The organism is Pelomicrobium sp. G1, from assembly GCF_051905455.1.
Lineage (GTDB): Bacteria > Pseudomonadota > Gammaproteobacteria > Burkholderiales > UBA6910 > Pelomicrobium.
Map to the genome: position 1 here is coordinate 67,575 of NZ_JBQACR010000014.1, position 16,518 is coordinate 84,092.

Below are 16,518 nucleotides of genomic sequence, written 5' to 3' on the forward strand. Positions count from 1 at the left end.
GACGATGAACCGCTACCCTCTCTGGAAGTACCTCCTGATCGGGACCATCCTCCTCATTGGGGTGGTCTACACCCTGCCCAATTTCTTCCCCGAGGTGCCGGCAGTCCAGGTCACGCCAGCCCGCTCCGCCGCCAAGGCCGACCCGGCCCTGCTGGAGCGGGTGGAAGCGGCCCTCAAGACCGCGGGCATTCCCCACCAAGGCGCGTTCCTCGATCCCACGGGGGTCAAGGTGCGCTTTACCGACACCGACACCCAGCTCAAGGCCAAGGACCTGCTGGCGACCCAGCTCGGCGAGCAGTACGTGGTGGCCTTGAACCTACTCTCCAGCTCGCCCCGCTGGCTCGCCGCCATCCGCGCCCTTCCCATGTACCTGGGCCTGGACCTGCGGGGCGGCGTCCACTTTCTGCTGCAGGTGGACATGAAGGCGGCGGTGGAGAAGGCCGCCGAGCGCTACGTCAACGACCTGCGCACCCTGTTGCGCGAGAACAAGATCGCCTACGGCGGCATCAGCCGCACCGGCACCACGGTCCAGGTCCGCTTCCGGGATCCCGCCGCCCGCGCCGAAGCAGTAAAGCTGATCGAGAAAAATTATCCGGAGCTCCTCCTGCGAGAGGAGGCCCAGGGCGGTGAACTCCTGCTCTCGGCCACTTTGAGGCCCGAGGCCGAGAAGCGGGTGCAAGAACTCGCCCTGCAGCAGAACCTGACCACCCTGCGCAACCGGGTGAACGAGCTGGGCGTGGCAGAACCCATCATCCAGCAGCAGGGCTCGGACCGCATCGTGGTCCAGCTCCCGGGCGTCCAGGACACGGCCAAGGCCAAGGAGATCCTGGGGCGCACCGCCACCCTGGAGATCCGCCTGGTGGACGAGACCCACGATCCCCTGGAAGCGGAGCGCACCGGCAATCTCCCCCTGGGGACCGAGCTCTACCGGGACCGGGACGGCACGCCCCTCCTGGTGAAAAAGAGCGTGGTGCTGACCGGCGAGCGCATCACCGACGCCCAGCCGGGCTTCGACAGCCGCACGGGAGAGCCGGCGGTCCACGTGACCCTGGACGGCACGGGCGCTCGGATCTTCAAGAACGTCACCCGCGAAAACGTGGGCAAGCGCATGGCGATCCTGCTGATCGAAAAGGGCCAGGCGGAGGTGATCACCGCGCCGGTCATCCGGGAGGAAATCGGCGGCGGGCGGGTGCAGATCAGCGGGCGCATGAACACCGAGGAGGCGCGGGACATCGCGCTCCTCCTGCGGGCCGGGGCCCTGGCCGCGCCCATGGAGATCGTGGAGGAGCGCACGGTCGGCCCCAGCCTGGGCCGGGAGAACATCGAGAAGGGCTTCGACTCCACCCTCTACGGCTTCGTCGCCATCGCCGCCTTCATGGCAGTGTACTACCGGGTGTTCGGCGTCATCGCCGTCGTGGCGCTGGCGACCAACGTGTTCCTGCTGGTGGCGATCATGTCCATGCTGCAGGCGACCCTGACGCTACCCGGCATCGCTGGCATCGCCTTGACCGTGGGCATGGCCATCGACGCCAACGTGCTCATCATCGAGCGCATCCGCGAGGAGCTCAAGAACGGCAATACACCCCAGGCGGCCATCCACGCGGGCTATGAACGGGCCTTCGACACCATCCTGGACTCCAACATCACCACCCTGATCGCGGGCTTCGCCCTGTTCTGGCTCGGCTCCGGCCCGGTGCGCGGCTTCGCCGTGACCCTGTGCATCGGCATCCTCACTTCCATCTTCAGCGCGGTCATGGTGTCCCGCGCCATCACCAACCTGATCTACGGCCGCCAGCGGCGCCTCGAGCGCCTGCCGGTGTAGAACGTCCCAGGAAGGCTGTCCCGGCATGCTCGAAATCATCCGCCTCCAGCGCGACATCCCGTTCATGAAATACGCCCGGGCGACGATCATCGTCTCCTCGATGTTCTTCGCCCTCGCCGTGGGGGCGCTGATCTTCCGGGGCTTAAACCTGGGAGTGGACTTCACTGGCGGCACGGTCATGGAGGTGGCTTATCCGAACGCCGCCGACCTGCCGAAGATCCGGGAGACCTTGAGCCGCGCCGGTTTCGGCGACGCCGTCGCCCAGGCATTCGGCACCGCCCGCGACGTGCTGATCCGGCTCCCGGTGCGGGAGGGCGTCACCTCGGCCCAGCTCTCGGAGCAGGTGCTCGCCGCCCTCAAGGCGGCCGACGCCGCGGTCGAGCTCCAGCGGGTCGAGTTCGTCGGCCCCCAGGTGGGGGCGGAGCTGCTCTACGACGGGTCGCTGGCCCTGCTAGTGGTCACCATCGGCATCATGATCTACCTGGCGGTGCGCTTCGAGTGGCGCTTCGCCGTGGGCGCCATCGTCGCCACGGCCCACGACATCGTGTTCATCCTGGGCCTGTTCGCCCTGTTCCAGTGGGAATTCTCCCTCACGGTGCTAGCTGCGGTGCTGGCGATCCTGGGCTATTCGGTCAACGACACCGTGGTGGTGTTCGACCGCATCCGGGAGAACTTCAAGAAGATGCGCAAGGCGAGCACGGCCGAGATCATCGACCACTCCATCACCCAGACCCTGGCGCGCACCGTGATCCTGTCGGGCACGACCCAGCTCATGGTGCTCGCCATTCTGTTCTTCGGCGGCGAGACGCTGTTCAACTTCGCCCTGGCCCTCACCATCGGCATCGTGGTCGGCACCTACTCGTCGGTGCTGGTGGCGAGCCCCGTGGTGATGTGGCTCGGAGTCTCCCGCGCCGATTTCGTGAAGCCGGAGAAAAAGAGCCAGGCGGACGCGACGCCGTGAGCTCGGGGTGAAACTCGGCCCGTGGACCTCGCCACTCTCGTCGATCTCCTCGTCCATCTGGACCGCCACCTGGTCTGGGTGGTGGAAAACTACGGGGTATGGATCTACGCCCTGCTGTTCCTGATCGTCTTCTGCGAAACCGGGCTGGTGGTCACCCCGTTTCTTCCGGGCGACTCGCTGCTCTTCGTCGCCGGCGCCCTGGCCGCGGCGGGAACGATGGACGTCCATCTGGTGGTGCTACTGCTCGTCGCGGCCGCGATTCTGGGGGACACGGTCAACTACTGGGTCGGCAAGGCGGTGGGGCCGCGGGTGTTCCACGAGGAGAACGCCCGCTTCTTCAGGAAGGAGTACCTGGACCGGACCCACCGCTTCTACGAGCGGCACGGGGGCAAGACCATCGTCATCGCCCGCTTCGTGCCCATCATCCGCACCTTCGCCCCCTTCGTCGCCGGCATCGGCACCATGGAGTACGGGCGCTTCCTGTTCTACAACGTGACGGGCGCGGTGCTGTGGGTCGTCTCCCTCACCTACGCCGGCTACTACTTCGGCAACCTGCCCTGGGTCAAGGCAAACCTCACCCTGGTAATCCTGGGCATCGTCCTGCTTTCCATCTCCCCGGGGATCTTCGAGTACCTGCGCCAGCGGGCGGCGGCGCGTCAGTAGAGGGCGCTCGCCAGCAGCCGCCGGTACTTGCTCACCAGCTCCCCCCGCTTGCCCAGCAGGTCGAAGACGGAGAGCATGGTCTTGCGCGCCGCCTCTTTAGCCTCGCCCCGGTCCCGGCGGACGACTTCCAGGAGCTCGGCCATCGCCGGCTCGTACTCCCCCCGGCTCGCGTAGTGGCGCGCCAGTCTGAGCCGGGCCTCCAGGTCGCCGGGATCGGCGGCGATGCGCTGGCGCAAGGCCTCCACGTCCTGCCTCTCCGCGCCGGCGAATTCCGCCCGGGCGACGAGGGCCGCTACTCGGGGCTCGTCCCGCGCGAAGATGGAAAGGTTTTCCAGCAGGGCTTTCGCTTCCTCCGCCCGGCCCTGGTCCAGGAGGATCTCCGCCCGGTCCCCCTTGATCCCTTCGTTCTCCGGCTCCAGGGCCTGGGCCTCGTCCAGGCGCGCCAAGGCCTCCTCCAGCCGGCCCGCCGCCCGCAGCGCCGCCGCCAGGCGGCGCAGCTCCTCGGCCCGGGAAGGAAAGAGCCGCTCGATGAACTGCCGCACCATGGACTCGGGAAGAGCGCCGGAGAATTCGTCCCGCACTTCCCCGTCCACGAAGGCCTTCACGTTGGGAATGCCGCGCACGCCGTAGCGCATGGCGAGCGCCGGGTTGTCGTCGGAATTCACCTTGGCCAGGAGAAAGCGGCCCTGGTATTCCTCCGCCAGCTTCTCCAGGATGGGCTTGAGGGCCCGGCAAGGGGCGCACCACGCGGCCCAGAAGTCCACCAGCACGGGCCGGCGCTTCGAGCCTTCGATCACCACCGCATCGAAATCGGATGCGTTGACGTCCAACGAATGGGCACTCATTTTTCCCACTCCCTATCGAATTCCTGGAAGAATTAAGGCCGGCGCCGGGAATTTCAACCCGGCCCCGGAAAGGGGGCGGCCCGGGGCTAGATTCTGCGGGCGAGCCGGGCCGCGAGCCCGGTGTAATCCCGGGGCGTGAGCCTGAGCAGCCGCTCCTTCTCCGGCTCGGGCAACGGGAGGTCCCGGATGAACTGGTGCAGCGCAGCCCGGGTGAGGGTCCCCTTTCCCCGGGTGAGCCGCTTGAGCTGCTCGTAGGGGTCGGGAAGCCCATGGCGGCGCATCACCGTCTGTACCGCCTCCGCCAGGACTTCCCACGCCCCGTCCAAGTCCTCCTCGAGCCGGGCCGGGTTGGCCTCCAGCTTGTCGAGCCCCTGGAGCAGGGCCTCGAAGCCCAGCACGCTGTGGCCCAAGGCGACGCCCACGTTGCGCAGCACCGTGGAGTCGGTGAGGTCCCGCTGCCAGCGGGAGACGGGGAGCTTGTCCGAGAGGTGCCGCAGCAACGCGTTGGCGAGCCCCAGGTTCCCCTCCGAGTTCTCGAAGTCGATGGGGTTCACCTTGTGGGGCATGGTGGAGGAGCCCACCTCCTCGGCCTCCGCCCGCTGCCTGAAATAGCCCAAGGCGATGTAGCCCCACAGGTCCCGGTCTAGGTCGATGCACACGGTGTTAGCGGCGGCCAGGGCGTCGAACAGCTCGGCCATGGCGTCGTGGGGCTCGATCTGGATGGTGTAGGGGTTAAAGGCGAGGCCCAGGCCTTCCACGAAACGCCGGGCGAAGCCTTCCCAGTCGAAGTCCGGGTAGGCCGCCAGGTGGGCGTTGTAGTTGCCCACCGCCCCATTCATCTTGCCGGTGAGCGTCACCGACTCGACGCGGCGGCGCGCCCGACGCAGCCGGTAGGCTACGTTCGCCATCTCCTTTCCCAAGGTGGTGGGAGAGGCGGGCTGCCCGTGGGTACGGGCCAGCATGGGCTGGTCGGCCAGCCGGTGGGCGAGCTCCGCAAGCGCCGCCTCCAGCCGTCGGATCAGGGGCAGCAGCACCTCTTCCCGCGCGCCTTGCAGCATCAGGCCATAGGCTAGGTTGTTGATGTCTTCCGAGGTGCAGGCAAAATGGATGAAAACCGAGGCGCGCTCTGCTTCCGGGTTGCCGGAGAGCCGCTCCCGAATCCAGTACTCGATGGCCTTGACGTCGTGGTTGGTGCGCGCTTCGATCGCCTTCACCGCCGCGGCGTCTTCGAGACCGAAGCGCTCCGCGAGCTCCCGCAGCGCCTGCACCGTGGCGGGAGAAAAGGCGGGAAGCTCCCGGATGGCGGGCTCGGCCGCGAGGGCCAGCAGCCACTCGATCTCCACCTTGACCCGCAGCCGGATCAGGGCCGCCTCGCTGAACCAGGCCCGCAGGCGCTCCACTTTGGCATGGTAGCGGCCGTCCAGCGGGGACAAGGCCGTGAGGGAGGAAAGGGTCATGAAAGAAGCCATTGCAAAACGCGAATTTTATCATGAGGCATGGGCACGCCCGGGAGGAGAAGCGGCTTTTCGCCGATGCTATAATTCGCCACCGGTTCTCGACGCGAGCCACGCCCTTCCATGAAGCTTCTCGGATCCCTGACCAGCCCCTTCGTGCGCAAAGTACGGATCGTGATGGCGGAAAAGCGCATCGAGTGCGATTTCGAGCCGCACGATCCCTGGGACGAAGCCACCCCCATCCCCCGGCTCAATCCCCTGGGCAAAGTACCCGTCCTCCTCATGGACGACGGCACCGCCCTGTTCGACTCCCGGGTGATCGTGGAATACCTGGACGGGCTCACGCCCGTCTCCCGGCTCATCCCCGACAACGGCCGCCCCCGGGTGATGGTGCGCCGCTGGGAGGCCCTCGCCGACGGGGTGCTGGAGGCGGCCATCGCCGTCTATCGGGAGGGCAAGCGGCCGGCCGCCCAGCAGAGCGGGGCGTGGATCGAGCGGCAGCAACGGAAGGTCTCCGCCGGCCTGGAAATGATGGCCGAAGAGCTGGGGGAGAAAAACTGGTGCCACGGGGAAGGCTATTCCCTCGCCGACATCGCGGTGGGCTGCTGCCTAGGGTGGCTCGGCTTCCGGCTGCCCGACCTGGATTGGGCCGGCGCCCACCCCAACCTCAAGCGGCTCTACGACAAGCTCAGCAAGCGCCCCTCTTTCACCGACACCGCACCGCCCAAGCCATGAGCGGCGGGGAACGGGTTTCAAGGCCTCATTCGATGAGACCTCCCCCCAGGCATACCCGGCTTTCGTAGATCACCACCGACTGGCCCGGCGTGACCGCCCATTGGGGCGCGGCGAAGCGCACCGTGGCGCGGCCGTCCACGATGCTGTCGATGGTGCACGGGGCGTCCGGCTGCCGGTAGCGGGTCTTGGCGGCGTAGACCCAATGGCACCGGGGGGCTTCCCTGCTCACCCAGGACAAGTCGGCGCAGGTGAGGCTGTCGCGCCACAGCAAGGGATGGTCTTGGCCCTGCACCACGATCAGCGCATTGCGGGCCAGATCCTTGCCCGCCACGTACCAGGGCGCGCCGGGCCCGCCGATCCCCAGGCCGTGGCGCTGGCCGAGGGTGTAGAACATGAGGCCCACGTGGCGGCCCACCACCTTCCCCTCAGGCGTCTCTATGGGGCCAGGCTGCTGGGGCAGGTAGCGCCCGAGGAATTCGCGAAACGGCCGCTCGCCAATGAAACAGATGCCGGTGGAGTCCTTCTTGTCGTGGACCGGAAGGCCGGCCCGGCGGGCGATCTCTCGCACCTCCCGCTTGTAGAGCCTGCCCAGGGGGAAGAGGGTTCGACCGAGCTGTTCCTGGTTCAGCCGGTACAGGAAATAGCTCTGGTCCTTAGTGCCGTCCTCGGCCTTGAGCAACTGGTACTTCCCATCCACTTCCCGCACCTGGGCGTAGTGGCCGGTGGCGATCCAGTCCGCCCCCATGCCCAGGGCATGGTCCAGAAACGCCTTGAACTTGATCTCGGCGTTGCACAGCACATCCGGGTTGGGGGTGCGCCCGGCCCGGTGCTCGGCCAGGAAGTGGCTGAACACCCGTTCCCGGTACTCCCGGGAGAAGTTGACCGCCTCGATCTCGATGCCGAGGACCTCCGCCACCGAGACCGCGTCCACTAGGTCCTGGCGCGAAGTGCAGTATTCCTCGTCATCGTCGTCCTCCCAGTTCTTCATGAACAGGCCGACCACCTCGAAGCCCCGCTCCTTGAGGAGCAGGGCCGCGACGGAGGAATCGACGCCGCCGGACATGCCGACGACCACGCGGGGGCGGGCCATGGGTCAGCCGAGGTGGGTCAAGACGTCCAGGGGATAGCGCCGGCCGGCGAGATAATCCTCCAGGCAGCGCAGCACCAGGGGGCTGCGGTGCCGGTCCCGGCTGGCTCGGATCTCTCCCGGGGCGAGCCAGGCCGCCCGGATGATGCCCCGGTCCAGGGGGCGCTCAGGCTCGTGGCCGGTCACGGCGCCGCAGAAGGCGAAACGCAGGTAGGTGATGCCCGTCTCCGCGTAGTGCCAGCGGTAGACCCCCAGCAGCCATTGGGGGGCGAAGCGATAACCGGTCTCCTCCAGGGTTTCCCGGGCCACCGCCTCCATCAAGGTCTCGTGGGGTTCCAGGTGGCCCGCCGGCTGGTTGAATCGGCGCCCCTTGCGGGTGCGCTCCTCTACCAGGAGAAACCGGCCGTCCTGCTCCACCACGGCCGCCACCGTGACGTTGGGCTTCCACACCATGGGGAAAATCGGAAAAAGATCTATTTTACCCCGCCGCCCGCGACCGTCGACGGGAATAAAAAAGGCAGGGCGGCTGCGCCCTGCCTTCCCGAAAGAAACCGGGACGCCCGGTTACTTCTTCGTTTCCTCCTTCTTCGCTTCCTCTTTCTTCTCTTCTTTCTTCTTCTTGTCGCCGGCCTTCTTCTCTTCGGCCTTCATTTCTTTCTTCTCTTCCTTCTTCTCCTGAGCCATCACGGGATTGGCGGCGAGCCCGAGGGCGATCAGAGAAGCGAACAGGGCGGACAGCAGCTTGCGCATTTTTTCCTCTGTTTAAGGTTAGGTGTTGATATGGGAAAAGACTAGCGACCGGCGAACCGGTCGCTAGCTTTAACGCGCTGCGCTGCCGGCGGTTGACACTGCACCCGAACCCCGGGCCCGGCGCCTACGCGCCACCCAGCCCCCTTATCCGCCAAGAATTCGCTTGAGCTTAAGCGCCGAAGTTCTTGGCGGCAAAGGCCCAGTTGACGATCTTCCAGAAGGCCCCCACGTAGTCCGGGCGCCGGTTGCGGTAATCGATATAGTAGGCGTGCTCCCACACGTCACAGGTGAGGAGCGGCCGATCCGGCCCGGTCAGGGGGGTCTGGGCGTTGGCGGTGTTCACAATGTCCAGGGTCCCATCGGCCTTTTTCACCAGCCAGGTCCAGCCCGAGCCGAAGTTCCCCACCGCGGCCTTGCTGAAGGCATCCTTGAACGCCTCGAAAGAGCCCCATTTCTTCTGGATGGCCTCGGCGAGCCTGCCCGAAGGCTCCCCTCCCCCCTGGGGAGAAAGGGAGTTCCAGTAGAAGGTATGGTTCCAGACCTGGGCCGCGTTGTTGAAAATGCCCCCCGCCGGCGCTTCCTTGACGATCTGCTCCAGGGGCATGTTTTCGAAGGCGCTGCCCTTGATCAGGTTGTTCAGGTTGGTCACGTAGGCCTGGTGGTGCTTCCCATAGTGATATTCCAGCGTTTCCCTGGAGATGTGGGGCTCCAGGGCATCCAGGGGATACGGGAGGGGGGGAAGCTCGTGCTGCATGAGGACTCTCCTTTCTTGGTTGTGAGGATCTAACCCGGGTATTCCACGAAGACGCCCCGGGACGCAACGCCAGCGCCGGCCGGCATCTCCCCGAGACGCATCCCACGCCGCTCAAAGGCGACGCTTCGCTTCCGGCAATGGAGCGACACGGCGCCGGAGCGCGCCGGCTTTGCGCCGGCCGGAAAGCGCTTCGGAAGCGATACCCCTTGGGGGGACTGCCGGCGGAGGCGGGCGGCCTGCCGCCCGCCTCCCGGGAAAAATACGTGCTTCTGCGAGGGAAAAGTCTACACTATGGCGGCTCAGCCGAAAAAGGCGGTGCGCAGGATGCCGCCGCTCGCCACCATGAAAAAGATCATGGGGATGGAGAGCATGGTGTTGGTGCGGGAGGCCAGGAAGGCCACGCGCCGCGCCCGGTTCTTCTCCTCGTCGGTGGCCTGGGTGAGGCCCAGGATCTTCTTCTGGTTGGGCCAGATCAGCACCCACACGTTGAACAGCATGATGGTGCCGAGCCAAGCTCCGACGCCGATGGGGACGAAGGCCCGATCGAGAAAGAAGAACGCGTCGAAGAAATGCTTCCCCAGCAGATTGGCGCCCGCAAGCCAGGTGACCACCGCCGCCCAGCGGAAGTAGAGCAACGCCCGGGGGGCCACGTGCTTGGTGATGCCCGCCGCGGTGCCGTCGGCCTGAGCCGCTTTCAGGGCATCCACCTGGACGAAATTGAAGTAATAGAGCAGGCCGATCCACATGATGCCGGCCAGGATGTGGATCCAGCGGCCGATGCCGAGCTGAACGAATTCCATGGTCAGCCTCCCAGGGCGAACTTGACGATGTAATAGAGGATCAGCGTGATGACGAGACCGGAGATGATGGTGCCCCACAACGAATCCAACGGGTTTTTCATTGTTTGCGCCCTCCTCTTAGTGGATCGAGTCTGAGACTCGTTGCCAGTCTAGGAACAATTCCCTGCGGGCGCAAATGCTGCCCCGCAGGGCCCTGGACGCCGGCCTCGAAGGAACGGGCGGAAGCGCCGGACCGGAGCCGCCCCGCCGGGGGTCAGGGCGCCTCCACCAGCTCCTTCAGCACGGCGCTCCAGGCCGCCCCCAGGTTGGGACGGTCGTAGCCCCCGCCGCCGAAGGCCATAAGCCGGCCCTGGGCGTACTCCTCGGCGAGGGCGGCGAGCCGCCGCGCCGCGTGGGCATGAGCCGCCGGGGAGTAGCGCAGGTGGGCCAAAGGATCCCCCGCCAGGCTGTCGGCGCCGCACTGCAAGATCACGAACTCGGGTTTGAAGCGGCGCAGATGCTCTTCCACCCGCTCCCACACCTGGAAGAACGCCTCGTCCCCCGCTCCCGGGGGCATGGGCACGTTGAGCTTGGTCCCCTCGGCGGGGCCGGTGCCCGTCTCGTCGGCGTGGCCCGTTCCCGGGTACAGGTAGCGGCCGTCCTCGTGGATGTCCGCCACGATCACGTCCGGGTCGTCCTCGTAGGCGTAAAAGACCCCATCACCATGATGGACATCGATGTCCACGTAGGCCACCCGGCGGATGCCGTAGTCCCGGCGCAGGGTCTCGATCAGCACCCCCGTGTCGTTGAAGACGCAGAAGCCCGCCGCCCGGCCGCGGCGGGCATGGTGCAGGCCCCCGATCGCCTGGAAAGTGCGGCGGCATTCCCCGTCCATGAGCCGCCGCAGCCCGTCCAGGGCCGAGCCCACCACCGTGGAGGCCGCTTCAAAAACGCCGGGGAAGGCCGGCGTGTCCCCATAGTCCAGATAGCCCCGCCCGGCCCGGGAGGCCCGCTCCACCTGCTCCAGGTAATCCGGCGTGTGGAAACGCTCCAGCTCGTCGCGCTTGGCCACCACAGGGGTTCGCAGCGCCGCCCGCTGATGCAAACCCTGGCGGGTCGCTTCCCTCAGGAACGCGGCCTGGCGGTCGGGGCCGAAGGGATGGCCGTCGGGGAAGCCGTAGCGGGCGAGCTCGTCGCCCACGTAGAGATAGACCTTGTCGCCCATGGCTGACCTCCTCCTTTGTTTCATCATAGTACCGGTCTCGGGGACGAGGATGCGGCGAGCCGGTCAGAGCACCCGCCCGCCCAGGGCGGCCCGGGCCAGCAGGAAGGCCGCCGCGCTCCAGGATTGGCCCCGCATCCCCATGGGCTCGCCGGTGCGGCCATGGAACCACTCGTAAAAGGCCCAGCCGCCCGCCGCGTTGGCCTGGGCGAGCCGGGCAAGCGCTGCCTGGGCCCTGGCCTTCTCGCCCAGGGCGGCGAGGGCCATCACCCAGAAGCCGCCGACCAAGGGCCAGCACCCGCCGTTATGGTATTGGTAGGCCAGGTTCTGCCGGTGCCGTCCCATATAGGCGCGCCACAGGGGAGCACCCGGCTCGATGGGAGAAAGGGTCACCCGCACCGGCACCGGCCGCTCCACCCCGGCGCGCTCCAGGACGCGCACGATGGCCCGGGCTCGGGCCTCGGGAGCGAGGCCCAGCAGCAGCGCCAGGAGGTTGCCGAACACGTCCCCCTCCTCGCCCCAAAAGGAAAAATTGACGAAGGAAAGATAAAGCTCCCGGTTGCGCGCCTTGCGGCGCACGAAATGGCCGAGCAGGCGCAGCCGGCGGTATTCGGGAAGCTCGGCGGAGAAAGGAAAGAACAGGTGATTGAAGTGGCGCCAGGTCTCCCGCTCGCCCGGCTGGCGGTAGAGCCGCTTGACGTAATACCACAGGGCGTTGGAATAGAGGACGTAGCCCGAGCGCGGCATGAGGTCGGCCCAGTCGGCGGCCTCGTTCTGCGCCACAAGGCCGAGCTTCGGATGCTCCTGGCATCGTAGCCAGTGGAGCCCCCGCTCCATCGCACCGGCATGGGAGCGCTCGAAGGCGCGGTCGCCGGTGAGCCGCACGTACTGGCGGGCGGCGATCAGCCACCACAAGGTGGCATCGATGCATCCCACGTACCAGAAGTCGGCCTCCTGCTCTCGGGGGCGCACGAACTTGGGAATCTGCCCATTGTCCGCTTGGTGGCGGGCGAGGGTGGCGAGGCTCGCCCGGGCTCCCTCCACCAGGTCGGGATCGCCGGAGCGCGCCATGGCCAGCGCGCACAGGCCGGCGTCCCGGGCGAACACGGCGTCGTAGCTCCGTTCCCGGGCGCGCCCGCCCGGCGTCGCCGCGAGGATGCCGTGGGGAGTCAGGTTTGCCTTGAGCAGCGTCGTCGCCCGCGCCGCGCATTCCTCGATCAATGCGCCGTCCTGCGGCCGCAACCCTTCTTTCCCCATGGAGCGTGAATCATACACGCATTGGCCCGCGCGGTACGCTGTGCTATATTGAACGGCGAGCTTCCGAACAAGAAGCGTCCACTATATGGGTGCGCTCATTCTTTTGCGCGAGCGCGCCTGCCAGCGGTTTCGAACAGTTGAGCAACGCCGGGTATCCGAAGACGTCGGTTCCCGGGCCAAGCCCACCCGAAGTACCCGCGTGCCCGGCCAACGGAGAGGAGAGGCTCGAACCTCATGATGGACCTGACCGCTGAACGCGCCGCCGCATCCACGCTCACCGAGCACGACGTCTATCTCTTCAAGGAAGGCAACCACGCCCGCCTGTATGAAAAGATGGGCTGCCATCTCACGAGCGAAGGCGGCGTCGAGGGCGCCCGCTTCGCCGTGTGGGCGCCAAACGCCCGGCAGGTCGCCGTCATCGGCGACTTCAACGGCTGGGACCCCGCCGCTCATCCCCTGCAGGCGCGGGACGACGGCTCCGGCATCTGGGAAGGCTTCGTGCCCCGCGTGCATCCGGGCCAGGCGTACAAGTACCGCATCCACTCCCGCTTCCACGACTACCAGGCGGACAAGGGCGATCCCTTTGCTTTTTACTGGGAGATGCCGCCCCAGACCGCTTCCCGTGCCTGGCGCCTCGACTACGAGTGGCACGACCAGGAATGGATGGCGAGCCGGCGCGCCCGCAACGCCCTAGACGCGCCCATCTCCATCTACGAGGTGCACCTGGGTTCCTGGCGCCGCGTGCCCGAGGATGGGTATCGCTCGCTCAATTACCGGGAGATCGCGCAGCCCCTGGCGGAGTATGCCCGCAGCATGGGCTTCACCCACGTGGAGCTGCTACCGGTCACCGAGCATCCCTTCTTCGGTTCCTGGGGCTACCAGGTGACTGGCTATTTCGCCCCTACCGCCCGCTACGGCACCCCCCAGGACTTCATGTACCTGGTAGACACGCTGCACCAACACGGGATCGGGGTGATCCTCGACTGGGTTCCCTCCCACTTCCCCAGCGACGGCCACGGGCTGTGCTACTTCGACGGAACTTATCTCTACGAGCACGCCGACCCGAAGCAGGGCTTCCACCCGGAGTGGAACAGCTACATCTTCAACTACGGACGCCACGAGGTGCGGGCTTTCCTCCTGTCCAGCGCCCTGTTCTGGCTGGACAAATACCATATCGACGGGCTGCGGGTGGACGCGGTGGCCTCCATGTTATACCTGGACTATGGGCGCAAGGAGGGCGAATGGATCCCCAACGTCTACGGCGGCAAAGAGAACCTGGAGGCCATCGCCTTCCTGCGCAAGCTGAACGAGCTGGTGTACCAGGCGTACCCCGACGTGCAGACCATCGCCGAGGAGTCCACCTCCTGGCCCATGGTGTCCCGTCCCACTTACTTGGGGGGCCTGGGCTTCGGCATGAAGTGGAACATGGGCTGGATGCACGACACCCTGGACTACATGCGCCAGGACCCCATCTACCGCAAGTACCACCACGACCGGCTCACCTTCAGCATCTGGTACGCTTTCTACGAGAACTTCGTCCTACCCCTATCCCACGATGAGGTGGTGCACGGCAAGGGCTCCCTGATCGGCAAGATGCCGGGCGACGCTTGGCAGCAGTTCGCCAACCTGCGCTTGCTCTACGGCTACATGTGGGCGCACCCGGGCAAGAAGCTGCTGTTCATGGGGGGCGAGTTCGGCCAGCGGCGGGAATGGCAGCACGACGAGAGCCTGGAGTGGCACGTGCTGCAGTATCCGGAGCACGGCGGGGTGCGGCAGTGGGTAGCGGATCTTAACCGCTTCTACGCCAAGGAGCCGGCGCTGTACGAGCTAGACTTCCACAACGAGGGCTTCGAGTGGGTGGACTGCCACGACGCCCAGGCGAGCGTCCTGTCCTTCCTGCGCTTCTCCCGGGACCGCAAGCGCACGGTCCTGGTGGTGTGCAACTTCACCCCAGTCCTGCGCCAGAACTACATCGTGGGCGTTCCTCACCGCGGTTTCTGGCGGGAGGCGCTCAACTCGGACGCGCCCTTCTACGGCGGCAGCGGCGCCGGCAACCTGGGCGGCGTGGAAGCCGCTCCGGTGCCCGCCCACGGGCGCTTCCACTCGGTGACCTTGACGCTCCCGCCCCTCGCCGCGCTCTATTTCACCCACGAGGGATGAAGAGATGGACGCTCCTCAAACCCTGCCCGCGAGCCAGCCCGCCGCGTCCCGGGACGGGCGCGTGCGGGCGGTGATCGAGGGCGTGCGCCCGGAGGTGGACTGCGGCCGCTTCCCCATCAAGCGGGTGGTCGGCGAGCGGGTGGTGGTGGAGGCCGACGCCTTCGCCGACGGCCACGACGTGCTGGCCTGCGTGCTGCGCTACCGCCACGAGGCGGAAAACGAGTGGCATGAGAGGGCGATGAAGCCCCTGGGCAACGACCGCTGGCGCGGGAGCTTTCCGGTGGAGCGCCTGGGCCGCTACCGCTACACCGTGACCGCCTGGGTGGACCCCTTCCTGTCCTGGCGGCACGATTTCGCCCGCCGCTCCGAGCCGGAGGACCTCCTGGTGGCCGCCCGGGTAGGCGCCAGGCTGATCCAGGAGGCGGCCGAGCGGGCACGGGCCCCGGAGGCCCAGGCGCTGCGGGAGTGGTCCGAGTGCCTGGCGCAGGCCCGGGAAGCCGGGGAAGCCCGCCGCGTCGGCTTGGACGAGGGCCTGGCAGGGCTGGCGATGCGCTATCCCGACCGGCGCCTGGCCGCCTACTACGACCGGGAGCTGGAAGTAGTGGTGGACCAGGTACGGGCCCGCTTTTCCACCTGGTACGAGCTGTTCCCCCGCTCCGCCAGCCCCGAGCCGGGCCGCCACGGCGCCTTCCGGGACGTGGAGGCGCGGCTGCCCTACATCGCGGCCATGGGCTTCGACGTGCTCTATCTTCCCCCGATCCATCCCATCGGCCGGGTGCGCCGCAAGGGGAAGAACAACGTCGTGAAAGCTGGCCCGGACGACGTGGGCAGTCCCTGGGCCATCGGCGCCGCGGAAGGCGGCCACAAGGCGGTGCACCCCGAGCTCGGAACGCTCGCGGACTTCCGCCGCCTGGTGGAGAAGGCTCGGGAGCATGGCCTCGAGATCGCTCTGGATATCGCCTTCCAGTGCGCCCCGGACCATCCCTATGTGAAGGAGCACCCGGAGTGGTTCCGCTGGCGCCCGGACGGCACGGTGCAGTACGCGGAAAACCCGCCCAAGAAATACCAGGACATCTATCCCTTCCATTTCGAGGGCGAGGCCTGGGCGTCCCTCTGGGCGGAGCTCAAAAGCGTGTTCGAGTTCTGGATCGAGCAGGGAGTGAAGATCTTCCGGGTAGACAACCCTCACACCAAGCCCTTTCCCTTCTGGGAGTGGGTGATCGGGGAGCTGAAGAAAGCCCACCCCGAGCTGATCTTCCTGTCGGAAGCCTTCACCCGACCCAAGGTGATGCACCGGCTGGCGAAGCTGGGCTTTACCCAGTCCTATACCTACTTTGCCTGGCGCAACACCAAGCAGGAGCTGACTGACTACTTCACCGAGCTCACCCAGGGCGAGGGGCGGGAGTACTTCCGGCCCAACGTCTGGCCCAATACCCCGGACATCCTCACCGAATTCCTCCAGTTCGGCGGCCGGCCGGCCTTCACCTGCCGGCTGTTGCTGGCGGCCACCCTGGCGGCGAGCTACGGGATCTACGGGCCGGCCTTCGAGCTGCAGGAGCACGAGCCCCGGGAACCGGGGAGCGAAGAATACAAGGACTCGGAGAAGTACCAGCTCCGCCACTGGGACCTGGACCGCCCCGACAGCCTGCGGGACCTGATCGCCCGGGTGAACGCCATCCGGCGGGAAAATCCCGCTCTGCAATCGGACTGGAGCCTCACCTTCCTGCCGGTGGACAACGACCAGTTGATCGCCTATATGAAATCCACCGAGGACGGGTCTAATCTCATGATCATGGTGGTCAACCTGGATCCCTACCACGCCCAGGCCGGCTGGGTGGAGCTGGACCTGGAAGCCCTGGGCCTGGACCCCCGCTCCCCCTACCAGATGCACGAGCTCCTTTCCGGCGCCCGGTATCTATGGAACGGAGCGCGCAATTTCGTGCAGCTCGCCCCGGGCATGGGTCACGTGTTCCGGCTGCGCCGGCGCGTGCGCACCGAGCGGGACTTCGACTATTTCATGTGAAAAGGA

General features: G+C 66.9%; 15 protein-coding genes. 6 read left to right on the plus strand and 9 right to left on the minus strand.

Features of this window, described 5'->3' with window-relative positions:
• Window positions 1–4 precede the first annotated feature (4 nt).
• Genes secD through ACTFO6_RS13675 form a run of 3 tightly spaced genes read left to right on the plus strand, consistent with a single transcriptional unit; the run spans window position 5 to window position 3,446 of the window.
• Window positions 5–1,822: a protein translocase subunit SecD gene (secD, locus tag ACTFO6_RS13665; protein WP_439934995.1), complete on the plus strand. Its 1,818-nt coding sequence runs from the start codon at window positions 5–7 to the stop codon at window positions 1,820–1,822.
• A 25-nt stretch (window positions 1,823–1,847) separates the two neighbouring features.
• Complete coding sequence (gene secF / locus ACTFO6_RS13670; protein WP_439934996.1) at window positions 1,848–2,783, plus strand: protein translocase subunit SecF; 936 nt, start codon at window positions 1,848–1,850, stop codon at window positions 2,781–2,783.
• 21 nt (window positions 2,784–2,804) lie between these two features.
• Entirely contained in the window at window positions 2,805–3,446 is a 642-nt protein-coding gene (locus tag ACTFO6_RS13675) for a DedA family protein (RefSeq protein ID WP_439934997.1), read from the plus strand.
• On the opposite strand, the gene ACTFO6_RS13680 is transcribed toward ACTFO6_RS13675, so the two are convergent.
• Both ACTFO6_RS13680 and purB read right to left on the minus strand, forming a co-directional pair.
• Window positions 3,440–4,291 (minus strand): tetratricopeptide repeat protein, encoded by an 852-nt coding sequence (locus tag ACTFO6_RS13680; protein WP_439934998.1) that lies wholly within the window; start codon window positions 4,289–4,291, stop codon window positions 3,440–3,442. The genes ACTFO6_RS13675 and ACTFO6_RS13680 overlap by 7 nt on opposite strands.
• An 86-nt stretch (window positions 4,292–4,377) precedes the next feature.
• Complete coding sequence (gene purB, locus ACTFO6_RS13685) at window positions 4,378–5,748, minus strand: adenylosuccinate lyase (RefSeq protein ID WP_439934999.1); 1,371 nt, start codon at window positions 5,746–5,748, stop codon at window positions 4,378–4,380.
• A gap of 120 nt (window positions 5,749–5,868) precedes the next feature.
• Between purB and ACTFO6_RS13690 the strand changes: the two genes are divergently transcribed.
• Window positions 5,869–6,480, plus strand: a complete 612-nt coding sequence (locus ACTFO6_RS13690) for a glutathione S-transferase (RefSeq protein WP_439935000.1) — start codon at window positions 5,869–5,871, stop codon at window positions 6,478–6,480.
• 25 nt (window positions 6,481–6,505) lie between these two features.
• Here ACTFO6_RS13690 and mnmA read toward each other — a convergent pair whose 3' ends face one another.
• From mnmA to ACTFO6_RS13725, 7 genes are all read right to left on the minus strand, one after another.
• Window positions 6,506–7,570, minus strand: coding sequence for a tRNA 2-thiouridine(34) synthase MnmA (mnmA, locus tag ACTFO6_RS13695; protein WP_439935001.1), 1,065 nt, complete (start codon window positions 7,568–7,570; stop codon window positions 6,506–6,508).
• Window positions 7,571–7,573: 3 nt separating this feature from the next.
• Entirely contained in the window at window positions 7,574–8,020 is a 447-nt protein-coding gene (locus tag ACTFO6_RS13700; RefSeq protein ID WP_439935002.1) for an NUDIX hydrolase, read from the minus strand.
• A gap of 111 nt (window positions 8,021–8,131) precedes the next feature.
• Window positions 8,132–8,317: a hypothetical protein gene (locus tag ACTFO6_RS13705; RefSeq protein ID WP_439935003.1), complete on the minus strand. Its 186-nt coding sequence runs from the start codon at window positions 8,315–8,317 to the stop codon at window positions 8,132–8,134.
• A 169-nt stretch (window positions 8,318–8,486) separates the two neighbouring features.
• Entirely contained in the window at window positions 8,487–9,071 is a 585-nt protein-coding gene (locus ACTFO6_RS13710; RefSeq protein WP_439935004.1) for a superoxide dismutase, read from the minus strand.
• Between the two features lie 299 nt (window positions 9,072–9,370).
• Window positions 9,371–9,871 carry a urate hydroxylase PuuD gene (locus ACTFO6_RS13715; RefSeq protein WP_439935005.1) on the minus strand — a complete coding sequence of 167 codons (501 nt, stop codon included), beginning with the start codon at window positions 9,869–9,871 and terminating at the stop codon, window positions 9,371–9,373.
• Between the two features lie 253 nt (window positions 9,872–10,124).
• Complete coding sequence (locus ACTFO6_RS13720) at window positions 10,125–11,075, minus strand: acetoin utilization protein AcuC (RefSeq protein WP_439935006.1); 951 nt, start codon at window positions 11,073–11,075, stop codon at window positions 10,125–10,127.
• Between the two features lie 63 nt (window positions 11,076–11,138).
• Window positions 11,139–12,329 carry an amylo-alpha-1,6-glucosidase gene (locus ACTFO6_RS13725; RefSeq protein ID WP_439935007.1) on the minus strand — a complete coding sequence of 397 codons (1,191 nt, stop codon included), beginning with the start codon at window positions 12,327–12,329 and terminating at the stop codon, window positions 11,139–11,141.
• Between the two features lie 237 nt (window positions 12,330–12,566).
• On the opposite strand from ACTFO6_RS13725, the gene glgB reads away from it, so the two are divergent.
• Both glgB and ACTFO6_RS13735 read left to right on the plus strand, forming a co-directional pair.
• Window positions 12,567–14,489: a 1,4-alpha-glucan branching protein GlgB gene (gene glgB / locus ACTFO6_RS13730; RefSeq protein ID WP_439935021.1), complete on the plus strand. Its 1,923-nt coding sequence runs from the start codon at window positions 12,567–12,569 to the stop codon at window positions 14,487–14,489.
• A 4-nt stretch (window positions 14,490–14,493) separates the two neighbouring features.
• Window positions 14,494–16,512 carry an alpha-1,4-glucan--maltose-1-phosphate maltosyltransferase gene (locus ACTFO6_RS13735; RefSeq protein WP_439935008.1) on the plus strand — a complete coding sequence of 673 codons (2,019 nt, stop codon included), beginning with the start codon at window positions 14,494–14,496 and terminating at the stop codon, window positions 16,510–16,512.
• The last annotated feature ends 6 nt before the right edge of the window (window positions 16,513–16,518 follow it).